Origin of the sequence: Pseudomonas germanica (assembly GCF_019614655.1) — a bacterium.
Taxonomy (GTDB): Bacteria; Pseudomonadota; Gammaproteobacteria; order Pseudomonadales; family Pseudomonadaceae; genus Aquipseudomonas; species Aquipseudomonas neuropathica.
On the sequence record NZ_CP071586.1, the window covers coordinates 5406468 to 5420586 of the forward strand.

The 14119-nt window shown below is 58.5% G+C and carries 14 protein-coding genes; 3 read left to right on the forward strand and 11 right to left on the reverse strand.

Annotated elements, in window-relative coordinates:
- Window positions 1–94: 94 nt before the first annotated feature.
- Together J0G10_RS23985 and J0G10_RS23990 are read right to left on the reverse strand one after the other, a co-directional pair.
- A complete protein-coding gene (locus J0G10_RS23985) occupies window positions 95–1237 on the reverse strand; it encodes an IS481 family transposase (protein ID WP_220556126.1) in 1143 nt (380 codons plus the stop codon).
- Window positions 1238–1531: 294 nt separating this feature from the next.
- The gene (locus J0G10_RS23990; RefSeq protein ID WP_016983691.1) at window positions 1532–1999 is read right to left on the reverse strand and encodes a ferritin-like domain-containing protein; all 468 of its coding nucleotides are present in this window, start codon (window positions 1997–1999) and stop codon (window positions 1532–1534) included.
- A 205-nt stretch (window positions 2000–2204) separates the two neighbouring features.
- On the opposite strand from J0G10_RS23990, the gene J0G10_RS23995 reads away from it, so the two are divergent.
- Both J0G10_RS23995 and J0G10_RS24000 read left to right on the forward strand, forming a co-directional pair.
- Complete coding sequence (locus J0G10_RS23995) at window positions 2205–2441, forward strand: DUF3820 family protein (protein WP_003227425.1); 237 nt, start codon at window positions 2205–2207, stop codon at window positions 2439–2441.
- Window positions 2442–2472: 31 nt separating this feature from the next.
- On the forward strand, window positions 2473–3654 hold the full coding sequence (locus J0G10_RS24000) for an aminotransferase class V-fold PLP-dependent enzyme (protein WP_220556890.1): 1182 nt from the start codon (window positions 2473–2475) through the stop codon (window positions 3652–3654).
- Here the strand turns inward: J0G10_RS24000 and J0G10_RS24005 are convergent.
- The 4 genes from J0G10_RS24005 to zwf form a co-directional block, all read right to left on the reverse strand.
- On the reverse strand, window positions 3651–4229 hold the full coding sequence (locus J0G10_RS24005; RefSeq protein ID WP_220556891.1) for a peptidase associated/transthyretin-like domain-containing protein: 579 nt from the start codon (window positions 4227–4229) through the stop codon (window positions 3651–3653). The two genes, J0G10_RS24000 and J0G10_RS24005, sit on opposite strands and share 4 nt — an antisense overlap.
- Before the next feature lie 280 nt (window positions 4230–4509).
- A complete protein-coding gene (locus tag J0G10_RS24010) occupies window positions 4510–5175 on the reverse strand; it encodes a bifunctional 4-hydroxy-2-oxoglutarate aldolase/2-dehydro-3-deoxy-phosphogluconate aldolase (RefSeq protein WP_008082815.1) in 666 nt (221 codons plus the stop codon).
- Between the two features lie 17 nt (window positions 5176–5192).
- On the reverse strand, window positions 5193–5903 hold the full coding sequence (gene pgl, locus J0G10_RS24015; RefSeq protein ID WP_095048185.1) for a 6-phosphogluconolactonase: 711 nt from the start codon (window positions 5901–5903) through the stop codon (window positions 5193–5195).
- A complete protein-coding gene (gene zwf, locus J0G10_RS24020; protein WP_064119140.1) occupies window positions 5890–7356 on the reverse strand; it encodes a glucose-6-phosphate dehydrogenase in 1467 nt (488 codons plus the stop codon). The genes pgl and zwf overlap by 14 nt, the downstream gene beginning before the upstream one ends.
- A 226-nt stretch (window positions 7357–7582) precedes the next feature.
- On the opposite strand from zwf, the gene J0G10_RS24025 reads away from it, so the two are divergent.
- Window positions 7583–8443 (forward strand): MurR/RpiR family transcriptional regulator, encoded by an 861-nt coding sequence (locus tag J0G10_RS24025; protein WP_171057240.1) that lies wholly within the window; start codon window positions 7583–7585, stop codon window positions 8441–8443.
- An 80-nt stretch (window positions 8444–8523) separates the two neighbouring features.
- Here the strand turns inward: J0G10_RS24025 and J0G10_RS24030 are convergent, their stop codons facing one another.
- The 5 genes from J0G10_RS24030 to J0G10_RS24050 form a co-directional block, all read right to left on the reverse strand.
- The gene (locus J0G10_RS24030) at window positions 8524–9378 is read right to left on the reverse strand and encodes a D-hexose-6-phosphate mutarotase (protein ID WP_064391715.1); all 855 of its coding nucleotides are present in this window, start codon (window positions 9376–9378) and stop codon (window positions 8524–8526) included.
- A 113-nt stretch (window positions 9379–9491) separates the two neighbouring features.
- A complete protein-coding gene (locus J0G10_RS24035; protein ID WP_095126181.1) occupies window positions 9492–10841 on the reverse strand; it encodes a carbohydrate porin in 1350 nt (449 codons plus the stop codon).
- A gap of 223 nt (window positions 10842–11064) precedes the next feature.
- Window positions 11065–12225 carry an ABC transporter ATP-binding protein gene (locus J0G10_RS24040; RefSeq protein WP_095048187.1) on the reverse strand — a complete coding sequence of 387 codons (1161 nt, stop codon included), beginning with the start codon at window positions 12223–12225 and terminating at the stop codon, window positions 11065–11067.
- 2 nt (window positions 12226–12227) lie between these two features.
- On the reverse strand, window positions 12228–13073 hold the full coding sequence (locus J0G10_RS24045; RefSeq protein WP_093430462.1) for a carbohydrate ABC transporter permease: 846 nt from the start codon (window positions 13071–13073) through the stop codon (window positions 12228–12230).
- Window positions 13066–13974: a carbohydrate ABC transporter permease gene (locus J0G10_RS24050; protein ID WP_095048188.1), complete on the reverse strand. Its 909-nt coding sequence runs from the start codon at window positions 13972–13974 to the stop codon at window positions 13066–13068. Before J0G10_RS24050 ends, J0G10_RS24045 begins: the two co-directional genes overlap by 8 nt.
- Window positions 13975–14119: the final 145 nt, after the last annotated feature.

A 14119-nucleotide genomic window follows, 5' to 3' on the forward strand; every position in this document is an offset into this window, starting at 1 on the left:
GTCAGGTAAAGCTTTTCCCCCTCACCCCAGCCTCTCCCCAGGTGTATGTACCGGAGACATGGTGGACACATGTTCGGAGACATGGTGGACGGTTTTAGATCTTCTTACCTGCCGTCACGATCTGCAAGTTCAAGTCGATTCGGGCGATACGATGTCTACTCCAGTAGACATCGTGGATGCCGTCCTCCGTCGTTTCCCTGATAGCCACTGACCTCCCGTAAAATGCCTTTCCAACTGTGTATTCACGATTGCCCCAGTAGATCTCGCCCTTCACCTGAACCTTCCTGACCACATCCCCATCATCGTACTCAGGCGCCGCCGGTTGCTCCTGATATTCCCGCGGGCTACTACTGTAGCGAGTAGCAGGAACCTGCATGCCCAGTGCTTGATGCGGGCGCTTCTGGTTGTAAATCTCACGCCAGATATCAAACGCCCGTTGCGCATCGTCCAGATCGATGAAGAGCTGGCCTTGCAGGACTTCCCTTTTCAGGCTGCGGTGGAAGCGCTCCAGCTTTCCCTGGGTTTGCGGGTGATAAGGTCGGGAGTGGCCGACCTTGATGCCCTGGCTCATCAGCCAGACCTCCAGTGCGGTATAAACACCTGTCTGATCACCCCATGGCGAACCGTTGTCCATCGTCATGCGTAAAGGCAGGCCGAAACGCCGAAAGGTCCTGATTAGATGCTCCTGAACGGTTTGGCGCTGCTCATTAATGCATGCCGCGATGCACAGCGAAAACCGTGAATGATCGTCCAATATCGTCAACGGATGGCAACGCCCCTGAGCCAGGCTGATATGTCCCTTGAAGTCCATCTGCCAAAGATCGTTGGGCGCTTCATGCTCGAACCGGATAAACGGTTTGATCTCAGCGGCCTTTGGATCAACGCGCGAATGACGCTGTAAAACCGCATGCACGGTACTGACCGAAGGCATCACTTTGCCGTCGTCTTCCAGCACACGCTTGAGCTTGCGAGCGCCCCAAGCGGCGTACTCCTGACTCACGGTCAGAATCTGCTGCTCAACATCGTCAGCGCAACGTTTGGGTGATGTCTTTGGTTGTCGAGACTGATCGATCAATCCCTCTGCACCTGAGGTCTCAAACCTGTTGAGCCATTTGTAGGCAGTGCTTGGGCTGATATTGAATCGACGGCAAAGCTGCCGAACATTGGCCCCTTCTTGCCGAGCCAACAGCACGAATTCTGAACGAAGCTGCACGGTGGACACCTCTTCCCAAGACACAGGCCATCTCCTTCGCGATGAGCAATGTGTCTATTAAAATGTGTCCACCATGTCTCCGAACACCTGTCCACCATGTCTCCGGTACATACACCAGGGGGGCGAGGGGGAAAGGGAGCCGATCTTCGTGCTTTTCAAAACCTGAGTTCACCTCAGATCGCTCAAGTCGGTGTATCTCCAACAGCCACCTCGGTCAGTCCCCTCTCCCTCCGGGAGAGGGCTAGGGTGAGGGGCTTGTGCTTTTTCCAGACACAAAAAACGCCAGACTAGCTGGCGTTTTTTATAACCGGCAAACGCTTACGAACGAGCGCGAGCCTGGTTACGCAGGGCTTTCACCTGGTCGTGGTTGCGTTGTACGCCGTGGTATTGGCGTTCAACCAGGTCACGAATACCTACCAGATTATGCTTGCTGATTTTCTCGAGGGCTTCTTTGTAGGCCTTCAGCGCATGGTCTTCACCGCGCTCTGCTTCGTTCAGTACAGCCTCTTCGTCTTTGCCGGTGAACATGGCTTTGACGTCGACCCAGCGACGGTGCAGGTCACCGCTGACGCTGGTGGAAGTTTCCGGATCGCCGCCCAGCTTGCGAACTTCGGCTTGCAGTTCTGCTGCAGCGGTGGCGCAATCAGCGGAGCGAGTTACAAACAGGGTTTTCAGTTCTGGGTGCTTGATGTCTTCAGCGCAAGTCTTGAACCCTTCCTGACCGTCCTTGCTGGTTTCAATCAGGTCATTGAGTACAGAGATGGCTTCTTTATTCATGTCGGTCATTTTTCAATTCCTTGCGATTGGTTGAAGATGCAAGGGATATTGCAGTGTGCATGCCAGCTTTTTTATTTTTAAAAAATACTTATAAATCAGTTAGTTAAAGATAAGTGAACTATCTGTATCACGGTTATTTGCATGATCTGTCATTTGGCCTGCATGCAGAATGCCTGTATTTTCCAAGCTGATTTGAAGCCAGACGATCTCACCGATGAATCCTGAAAAACTCGAACTGCTGATCACCCGCGAAATGCCCTTCGGTAAATACAAAGGCCGGATCATTGCTGACCTGCCGGGGCCATACCTGAACTGGTTTGCCCGCGAAGGTTTCCCGCACGGCGAACTCGGTGGCTTGCTCGCACTGATGCAGGAGATCGACCATAACGGCCTCTCGGACCTGCTCGAACCGCTGCGCGCCAAACACGGCAAACCTGCTCCGCGCCATTGAAGCGCCTTCCTCTCTCTTGAGTCAGCCGACCATGCCCGATAACACCCGCCGCGCCCGTGACGAAGCCTTTTGGCGAACGTTCGCCGATCGTTACGACGTTCAACCCGGCCCCGTGAACCTGGAAAACGGTTATTTCGGGCGCATGTCGCGCACGGTGATCGAGGAATACCAGCGCAACATCGAGCTGATCAACACCAGCAACTCGGTGTACGTGCGCCAGCGTTTCGAGCAGCACGACAACCTCGATATTCGCGCGCAACTGGCCGAGTTGATTGGCGTGCGCGCGCAGAGTGTGGCGTTCACCCGCAATGCCACCGAAGGCCTGCAGTCGCTGATTCGCAACTACAACCGCTTGCAACCGGGCGATCAGGTGCTGATCAGCGATCTGGAATACGACACGGTCAAAGGCGCCATGCGCTGGCTCGCCAGGCAGCGCGGCGCTGAAGTGATCGAGATTGCTCACGCGCACCCGACGAGCTACGACAGCCTGGTGGAGACTTACCGCGAAGCCTTCGTCGGTCATCCGCAAGTCAAGCTGATGGCCCTGACTCACGTCACTCACCGCACCGGTCTGGTCATGCCGGTGCAAGCCATCGCCGCGCTGGCCAAAGAGCATGGCGTCGATGTCATCCTAGATGGCGCCCATGCACTCGGTCAGATCGAGTTCGATCTTGATGCCCTCGGCATCGCTTTCGCCGGATACAACCTGCACAAATGGATCGGCGCACCGCTCACCCTCGGCTTCCTCTATATCGCGCCACACCGCCTGGCCGACATTGATCCGGACATGGGCGAAATGCATTACCCGGGCAATGACATCCGTGCGCGCACTTCGTACAGCACGCCCAACATTCCGGCGCTGATGACCTTGCCGCTGGTGTTCGAGGAGCACCGTTCCCTCGGCGGCGCACCAGCCAAGGGCGCTCGCCTGAATTATCTGCGCAACCTTTGGGTCAGCGCGGTGCGGCACTTGCCGGGCATCGAAGTGATGACGCCCGACGACCCTCGGCTGTATTGCGGCATCACATCCATGCGCTTCACTCGACACGACGATCAACAGGCGATGACCGAACGTCTGCTCAACGACTACAACCTGTTCACCGTGGTGCGCCATGGCGCAGCCAGCGGGCCGAGCATCCGCATTACACCGGGGCTGACCACCACCGCTGCCGACATGCAGTTACTGGTGCGGGCGCTGAACGAGCTGCGCTAAAACACCGCGCCCGTGGACTTTTCGTAGCCCGCAAGGCCGATCTGCGACGACACCGCAAATGTGTCGACGCCGATCGTCTGGCAACCGAAGTAGCCATCCTCCACGCCTGCCCCGGCAATCGGTCGCAACTCCAGCCGCGAGGCGTCATTTCCGATGGTCTCACAGCGGCAGGCACAGGGCAGATGCAGCCGTCCGTTCCAGGCTTCGTGAAGTGCTTGCGAATGTTGATCGTCGCTGGCGATGCACACGGTCATGGCGATGCACGAAGCACCACCAGAGGGTCGATCCGGGTAAATACTGGTAAACCGTACGATGCCTTGACTGTCGGTCGACTGGGTTCCACACAGCGTATCGGCACCAATGTGCTGTTCGATCCAGACCCGGGCGCCAACCACCGGCTCACCGGTCATGAGATCGACCAGGGTCAGACGCAAAACCAGTGGCAGGCCTTCGACACCGCTACTGATGTTGCGCTCCTTGCCTTCGGTTTTGCGCCAATCGAAGCTGCCAGGGATTTGAATGGTCCGTTGCCGCAGAGGTGGGTGTGGCAAGACTACTGATTGATGGTCATCCATGAGGCGTTCTCTCTTCCGTAAGATGAACGCAGATTAGCGCCACGCAAACGCGGCTGTGCGGTAACTATGTATCGCGTCGTAACGGTGTCGATGTAGGAGCTGCCGAAGGCTGCGATCTTTTGATGTTGGCGCTCAAGAGCAAGGTCAAAAGATCGCAGCCTCGTTTCACTCGACAGCTCCTACATGGCTTCTACACAGCAATTTTCAGGCAAAAAAAAACGGTGCACCGACCAAGCGCACCGTAAAGCCGTAGAACACACAACGAAGTGTCTGGTAACAATCAGTCCAGCAGCGCCAGTGCCTCAGCGGTGCATTCCTGAATACGGGCCCAGTCGCCGTTCTTGATCCACTCCGGATCAAGCATCCAGCTACCGCCCACGCACATGACGTTTTTCAGCGCCATGTAGCTCTTGATGTTGGCCGGGCCGACGCCGCCAGTCGGGCAGAATTTCACTTCGCCGAACGGACCGCCGAGGGCCTTGATTGCTGCTACACCACCGCTGACTTCAGCCGGGAACAGCTTGAAGCGGCGATAACCCAGACCGTAGCCTTCCATGATGCCGGAGGCGTTGCTGATGCCCGGCAACAGCGGAATCGGGCTGTCGACGCTGGCTTCCAGCAGGTCGCGGGTGATGCCTGGGGTGACAATGAACTGCGAGCCAGCGGCTTCGGCAGCCGCGAGCATGTTGCGATCGAGCACGGTGCCAGCACCGGTCATCAATTCCGGACGCTGGTCGCGCAGGATCTGGATGGCCTTGAGGCCAAACTGCGAACGCAGGGTCACTTCCAGCGCGGTGAGGCCACCGGCAGCCAGAGCGTCAGCCAGTGGCAGCACGTCCTGTTCGCGAGCGATGGTAATCACCGGCAGGATCCGCGCCTTGGCGCAGAGGCTGTCGATCAGGGCAACTTTGTCCGCCATGGAAACGGTCGGGGATGGGGTTGTCATAGCGGCTGTTCCTTGGCTCATGGGCACCAGTAAATCTCTAACGTAGGTTGCAAAAACGCGCGCACCGGCATGGCGGCGACGTCGGATGCCAGTGCGGCATTCAGGGTGGTCAGTTTCGACTGACCGGAAATCGACAGAATCTTGTGTTTGGCCGAGGCCAGCAGCGCACGACTCATGGTCAGGCGTTGACGCGGCACGCTTGGCGCCAGCATCGGCCAGCAACGGCGCGTGCCATCAGCCTGCAGCGCTTCGGCGAGGTTCGGGCTGTCGGGGAACAGCGACGCGGTGTGACCGTCATCGCCCATGCCCAATACCAGCACGTCAATCGGCGGCAATTCGGCAAGCAAGCGATCAGCCTGTTCAGCAGCCTGCTCGACGTTGGCCGCCGCGCTATACAGGCTGAGGAACTGCGCCTTGGCTGCCGGGCCTTTGAGCAGGTATTGCTTGAGCAAACCGGCATTACTGTCGGCATGTTCAACCGGTACCCAGCGCTCGTCGGCGAGGGTCACGACGACCTTCGACCAGTCCAGTTCCTGCTTGGCCAGGTGCTGGAAAAACGCCACCGGGCTACGACCGCCGGACACCACCAGCACCGCGTTGCCGCGTGCAGCAATGGCGTCGCTCAATTGCTTGGCGACGTTCAGCGCCAGACCTTCGGCCAACAACACCGGGCTCTTGAATTCGTGAGCGTTCACGCCCGCAGGCAGTTGCACATCAGATATCGCCATACCACGACCTCCCGTCCCGCGTGATCAATGCAATGGAGCTCATCGGCCCCCACGACCCGGCCGCATACGGCTTGGGCGCGTCACCGGATTTTTTCCACCCGGCAATCAGCTGGTCACACCATTTCCACGCGGCTTCGATTTCATCTTTACGGACAAACAGGTTCTGATTGCCGTTCATCACTTCCAGCAACAACCGCTCGTAGGCATCGGGGATCCGCGCGCTACGCCAGGTGTCGGAAAAATTCAGTTGCAGCGGGCCGCTGCGCAGTTGCATGCCTTTGTCCAGGCCCTGCTCTTTGGTCATCACGCGCAAGGAAATGCCTTCGTCCGGTTGCAGGCGGATGATCAGTTTGTTGCTGATCTGCAGGCGTTGTTCCGGCGCAAAAATGTAGTGCGACGGTTCCTTGAAGTGGATGACGATCTGCGACAGTTTTTGCGGCATGCGCTTGCCGGTCCGCAGGTAGAACGGCACGCCGGCCCAGCGCCAGTTGCGGATATCGGCACGCAAAGCGACGAAGGTTTCGGTGTCGCTCTGGGTGTTGGAATTCGGTTCTTCGAGGTAACCCGGTACGGATTTGCCTTCGCTGTGGCCAGCGATGTACTGGCCGCGCACCACCTGTGTGGTGAGGCCTTCCGGACTGATCGGCGCGAGCGCCTTGAGCACTTTTACCTTTTCGTCGCGGATGCTGTCGGCGGACAGGTCGGCCGGCGGGTCCATGGCAATCAGGCAAAGCAGCTGTAACAGGTGATTCTGGATCATGTCGCGCAGTTGGCCGGCCTTGTCGAAGTAGCCCCAACGGCCTTCGATACCAACCTTCTCGGCCACGGTGATTTCCACGTGGGAGATGTAATTCTGGTTCCACTGGGTTTCGAACAGGCTGTTGGCGAAACGCAGGGCGATCAGGTTCTGAACGGTTTCTTTGCCCAGGTAGTGGTCGATGCGGTAGGTACGGTTCTCCGGGAAGAACTGCGCCACGGCGTCGTTAACCTTGCGCGAGGATTCGAGGTCGGAGCCGATCGGCTTTTCCAGTACCACGCGGGTATTTTCTGCCAGACCGACTTTCGCCAGGTTTTCGCAGATCGCGCCGTACACCGCCGCAGGGGTGGCGAAGTAGGCAATCATGCGTTGCGTGCTGCCAGCCAGTTCGGCCAGCGCCACGTAATCTTCGGATTTGAGGAAGTCGACGTGCAGGTAGGTCAGGCGTGCGAGAAAACGCTCGGCGACGGCCTCGTCCAGCTCTTTGCCCACATAACGACGCAGTTCGGCGGCGATGAACGCCATGTGCTGTTGCTCGGAACCTTCTTCACGGGCCAACGCGATGATGCGCGTGTCCTCGTGCAGCAGGTCGGCGCCATCGAGATGATAAAGGGCAGGAAACAGCTTGCGCAGGGCCAGATCGCCAAGCGCGCCGAACAAGGCAAAGGTGCACGGTTCAACCGTAATCGAAGGCATGATGTTTGTTCTTTTATCAAGTTAAGCTACAAATACCTTTTTTCAAGGCATCACTCAAGGGAAAATGTAGTAATAACCACAACATTTTCGCAAAATACAGATTCCGAGTGGTGGTCGGTCGGAGCCATCAGTAGGATAGGCCACCGTTACGGGCCATATCAAAGGCCCAATTTGCATAGCCCGGCGCACCTTTGCGCAGGTGAATTAGGAATTCCATATGGACCGCGTGCGAAATTTACTGGAACAGATCCAGAGTCGCCTTGAAGACCTGAACAAGGCCGAACGCAAAGTCGCCGAGGTGATCCTGCTCAACCCGCAGCAGGCCACCCGCTTCAGCATCGCCGCCCTCGCCCAGGCAGCCTCGGTGAGCGAACCGACGGTCAACCGTTTCTGCCGTTCGTTCGGTGTCAGCGGCTATCCCGAACTCAAGCTGCAACTGGCGCAGAGTCTGGCCAGCGGCGCGGCGTATGTCAGCCGCGCGGTCGAGGCCGACGACAATCCCGAGGCCTACACGCAGAAGATTTTCGGCAGCGCCATCGCGTCCCTGGACAGTGCCTGTCAGGCGCTGGACCCGAACCTGATCAGCCGCGCTGTCGACCTGTTGATTCAGGCGCGACAGATCCACTTCTTCGGCCTCGGCGCTTCGGCACCGGTGGCACTGGATGCGCAGCACAAGTTCTTCCGCTTCAACCTGGCGGTGACCGCGCATGCTGATGTGTTGATGCAGCGGATGATTGCGTCGGTGGCGCACACCGGTGAGTTGTTCGTGATCATTTCCTACACCGGCCGCACCCGCGAGTTGGTCGAGGTGGCACGTATTGCTCGCGAGAACGGGGCTTCGGTGTTGGGTTTGACGGCGGAGAATTCGCCGCTGGCCAAGGCCAGTACCTTGAGCCTGAATATTCCGTTGCCGGAAGACACCGACATTTATATGCCAATGACTTCGCGGATCATTCAGTTGACGGTGCTGGATGTGTTGGCGACCGGGATGACGTTGCGTCGCGGGGTGGATTTCCAGCCGCATTTGCGCAAGATCAAAGAGAGTTTGAATGCCAGCCGGTATCCGGTGGGTGACGAGTTTAATTAGGACGCTTCGCGTAAAAGATCGCAGCCTTCGGCAGCTCCTACAGGGGTTGATCGTTCCCACGCTCTGCGTGGGAACGATCATCAAGCCGCCGCCCACGCCTGCAAACTCAAATGCGCCTTCTCCCCCGGCGCCAGGTGCAAGCTGTCCGTCCCACCCGCCGCCGCTTCCACACAGACAAACTCCGAAATCTCATCCCAGCTCACGCCCAACAACGGCCGCGCGCCCGGATGCCAGACCACCGTGTCCGCACTGTCACCGGTATCAATGCACAACTCACGCTGCCAGGCGTGATCTTTCAGCTGCAATTCGCCGTCATGCTGGAACACCCGCTGACAGCCGCCATCCACACGCAACTCGCCTTCCTGCTGGCAAACCTGGCGATTCAACTGGTCATAGCCCTGCGCACCTTCAAGCCCAGACAGCGCTATCTCGCCGACATCGCCAATACGCCAGTAAGCGTGCAAAGCCTGGCTCAACTGGCACGGCATATCGTCTTGATGCTCGGTGCTCAGGCGCAGTTCCATGCGTTCGCCCAGATGTGCATGCAGGTCAACCTGCCAGTCGCATAGCTGCAATTGCCAGTGCAGGCGCACGCCATCTTCGGCGCTGCTGCTGTCGAGCAACTTCCAGTCGAGCAGTCGCGCCCAACCATGCGATGGCCAGGCGTTTTCGCTCGGATGACGGCCATACCACGGCCAGCACACCGGCACACCACCGCGAATAGCGCCGACATGCGGCCACTTCGCCGCACACCACAACCACGGCTTTTGCCCGCGCGGCTGAAAGTGCAGCAACTGCGCGCCCTGACGACTGAACACCGCCTGACACAGCGGGTGATCGATCACCAACACGTCGCGCATCTGATAGCGCTCCCAGGCGAACACCGGTTGTTCACGCAGGGATTTGAAGAAGCGTTGTAGCGGATGCTCATGCATTTGCCACGATCCTGAACTCGTCTTTCACAGGGGTGCGCCGCCCCCAAAAAAAAGCGGACAGCCTTGGCTGTCCGCAAATATGCGCACATAGAGAGGAGCTTATCGCAGACGCGTTAGAACGTAGACTGAATTTTCAGGCCAGCGACCAATGCGTTGTCCACTTCATCCACACCACCCGGGTGAGTGATGTACTGCAGGTTAGGACGTACGGTCAGCCAGTTGGTGACGTGGAAGCCGTAGTTGATCTCGTAGTTGTATTCGGTTTCACGAATTGGCGAGAACACCGGATTGTCGTAGTCCGACACACCGTTGGAAGCGTTCAGCAGTTCGGCGTTTTTCTTCACGTCATCGTTGACGTGGATACGCGCCGCGCCGATACCGACGTCATCCTTCGGACGCGCGTCGAACGGGCCTTTGTAGACAAACATCACCGACTGATAGTTGTCGATGAAGTTGGTGTCCTTGTCGTGGAACGTGGCGTTGGCCGCGATGTTCAGACCGCGGGTCGCATCACCGTTGTGGCTGGTGAGTTGCTGTTGCGCGACGAACCAGTAGCCGCTTTTGCTGCTGTGGGTCTTGTAGGCATCGCCAGTAGTAGCAGCGTCGAAACCGTTGACGTCTTCGCGAACGTCGTCGGCATCGGCCGTGCTCTTGTAGTAACCGACGCGGTATTCGCCCGGCAGGCTGTTGACCTTCGGCGACCAGACCAGCTCGACCGGAAGAACGGTACCTTTGGTGCCGCTGCCACTGAGCTTGAAGCCGTTGCCGTGTTCCAGCTGCGACGGGTTTTGGTTGTACGCACCTATCTGCGCGTAAAGCTCGTCGTTGATGTTGTACTTCACACGGATCGCGGCCTGGCTGACCGGCCAGTTGTACCAGATGTTGGTCGCCCAGTTACCCACTTGCGAGCCGCAGAACGCCAGGTTCTGGAAGTCGCACGGGAAGGTGTTGAAGTCTTCGCCTTCACCGAAGTAACCGGCCTTGACGTCGAGTTTGTTGTCGAAGAACTGGTGCTGAATCCACAACTGGGTCAGACGCACCATGTGGCCACGGCCGTAAACTTCTTGCGACGAACTCAAGGTGCCGGCACGCGGATCGCCAACGCGGTCGTTGGAGATGTTGTAACCGTTACGGTTGGTCAGCTGGATCTTCGCCTGAGTGTTATCCCAGCCCCACAGCTTTTGCAGATCGAGTGCCACGCCCAGACCGAACTGGTCAGCGTAACGCGCGGTCTTGTCGTCGTTGTAGCCACCGTTCAGGTTGCCACCGACTTCCCCAACGTAGTCAGCCTTGATATCGATACCCTGCTCGATCAGCTTGGTACGCTCGCCACCCCAGTCGCCGGTCATCCATTTCGAATCGGAACTGAAGGCATCCGCCGCCATGGCGTTACCGGCCAGCACCAAGGCCGCCGCAGCCGACACTTGGCAGATCAACCGGGCATTGACGTGTTTCTTTTTCATCCCTACATCCTCGTCTTTATTGTTATTAACTGTTTTTATCTAACGCGGTTTACATAAAGTGCGATGGATTACAGGCAATCCACCGCGTGCTCCTTTTGGAATCCAATCCCTGTGGGAGCTGGCTTGCCAGCGATGGCGGTGCTTCAGGCGACATCCATGTTGGATGTGCCGGCCTCATCGCTGGCAAGCCAGCTCCCACATGACCGCATTCCAGCATCGATCTTCAGCGGCCTTTGAATTGGGCGACGTTCGCAGACCGCGCATCGGTCTGTGGTTGCCCGGCAGTGCCGAGGCGCTCACCGGTGTTGGCATCAAACAACAACACTTTCGACGGATCGAATTGCAGCGTCAGGTTCTCGCCCACCTGCGGTGCCACATCCGGCGCCAAGCGACAGCAGACTTTGGTTTCATTGAGGTTGACGAATACCAGGGTGTCCGGACCGGTCGGCTCGGTCACCTGCACTTCGGCACGAATGCTCGGCAGGCCATTGCCCTCGCCGTTCGCCAGTACGATTTGCTCCGGGCGCAGGCCGAGGATCACTTCGCGATCTTCGAGCCCGGCGTCCTGCATGCTCATCGGTAACTCGCAACGCGCCTGGCCGCTGTCGAGCAGCGCCAGCAGACGGCCGTCCTTGCGCTGCAGGCGCAGCGGAATGAAGTTCATCGGCGGCGAACCGATGAAACTCGCGACGAACAGGTTGGCCGGATCGTTGTAGATCTCTTTCGGCGTGCCGAACTGCTGAATGATGCCGTCCTTCATCACCGCCACTTTGTCGCCCAGGGTCATCGCTTCGATCTGGTCGTGGGTCACGTAGACCGTGGTGGTTTTCAGGCGCTGGTGCATCAGTTTCATTTCGGTGCGCATCTCGACGCGCAGCTTGGCGTCGAGGTTGGACAACGGTTCGTCGAACAGATAAATCTTCGGTCGCCGCGCCAGAGCACGGCCCATCGCCACACGCTGTTGCTGACCACCGGAGAGTTGACCCGGCTTACGGTTCAGCAGGTGTTCGATCTGCAACAGCTTGGCGACGCGCGCGACTTCTTCGTCGATCGCCGACTGCGGCATCTTGCGGATCTTCAGACCGAATTCGATGTTCTCGCGCACGCTCATGGTCGGGTACAGCGCGTAGGACTGGAACACCATGGCGATGTCGCGATCCTTCGGGCTCATGCCGCTGACGTCCTGGTCGCCGATCATGATCGCGCCGCCGGTGATGGTTTCCAGGCCGGCGATGCAGTTCATCAGGGTCGACTTGCCGCAGCCCGACGGGCCGACGAGGATCAGGAACTCACCGTCCTTGATCGACAGTTCGATGTTCTTCAGGGTGTCCGGCAGGCCGGCACCGTAGGTCTTGTTGACGTTGCGAAGTTCGAGCGTTGCCATGATTACCCCTTGACTGCGCCGGCTGTCAGCCCGCGCACGAAATACTTGCCTGCGACCACATAGACCAGCAGGGTCGGCAGGCCGGCGATCATCGCCGCTGCCATATCAACGTTGTATTCCTTGGCGCCGGTGCTGGTGTTGACCAGGTTGTTCAGCGCCACCGTGATCGGTTGCGAATCACCGCTGGAGAACACCACACCGAACAGGAAGTCGTTCCAGATCTGGGTGAACTGCCAGATCAGGCAAACCATGATGATCGGCGTCGACATCGGCAGAATGATGCGGCGGAAAATCGTGAAGAACCCCGCGCCATCCAGGCGTGCAGCTTTCACCAGTGCATCCGGAATGCTCACGTAGTAGTTACGGAAGAACAGCGTGGTGAACGCCAGACCGTAAACCACGTGAATAAACACCAGACCGGTGGTGGTGCTCGCCAGGCCCATCTTGCCGAGGGTGAACGAGGCCGGCAGCAGCACGGTCTGGAACGGCAGGAAGCAGCCGAACAACAACAGACCGAAGAACAACTGCGAACCGCGGAAGCGCCAGAACGACAGCACATAACCGTTCAACGCACCGATGGCGGTGGAGATGATTACCGCCGGAACGGTGATCTTGATCGAGTTCCAGAAGTAACCGTCAACCGTGGCCCAGGCCTTGACCCAGCCGATGCCGCTGACCACGGTCGGCCAGCTCAGCAGGTTGCCGGTGCTGATGTCTTCCGGGGTCTTGAAGCTGGTCAGCAACATAACCACCAGCGGCACCAGATAAAGCAGTACGGCGATGATCAGCACCGCGTAGATCGCGATGCGACTCAGGCTGATAGCAGGTTTGGCAGCGAGACTAGTCATTGCGCTTGGTCCTCAGCTCGGAATACAGGTAAGGCACGATGATCGCGAGGATCGCACCGAGCATCAGAATCGCACTGGCCGAGCCCATGCCCATCTGGCCGCGACTGAAGGTGAAGGAATACATGAACATCGCCGGCAGGTCGGAGGAATAACCCGGGCCACCAGCGGTCATCGCCGCGACGAGGTCGAAGCTCTTGATCGCGATGTGCGCCAGAATCATCACCGCACTGAAGAACACCGGACGCAGGCTTGGCAGCACCACTTTCCAGTAGATCGTCGGCATGCTCGCGCCATCGATCTGTGCAGCGCGGATAATCGATTGATCAACGCCACGCAGGCCGGCGAGGAACATCGCCATGATGAAGCCCGAGGCTTGCCAGACAGCGGCGATCACCAGGCAGTAAACCACGCGATCAGGGTCGATCAGCCAGTCGAGACGGAAGCCTTCCCAGCCCCAGTCACGCAACAATTTGTCCAGGCCCATGCCCGGGTTGAGCAGCCATTTCCACGCGGTACCGGTAACGATCATCGAGAGCGCCATCGGGTACAGGTAAATGGTGCGGATAAAGCCTTCGCGACGGATGCGCTGGTCGAGGAACACCGCCAGCAACACGCCGATCACCAGAGTGATACCGATGAACATGCCGCCGAACACCGCGAGGTTTTTGCTCGCGACCCACCAGCGGTCGTTGTCGAACAACCGCGCGTATTGCGCCAGACCGGCCCACTTGTAGTTGGGCAGGAAGGTCGAGGTGGTGAACGACAGAATGAACGTCCACAGGATGTAGCCATAGAAGCCCACCAGCACGATGAACATGCTCGGCGCCAGCACCAGTTTGGGTAGCCAGCGTTGCAATGCATCGAACGGCGAGGCCTTGCTGAACACAGCAACAGAACTCATGGGGAAATCCAGTACAGGGAATAAAAACTACAGTGAGATCCCTTGTGGGAGCGAGCCTGCTCGCGAATGCGGTGTCAGTCGACGGATGGAGCAACTGACACAACGCCTTCGCGAGCAGGCTCGCTCCCACAGGAGAAGCCTGTGC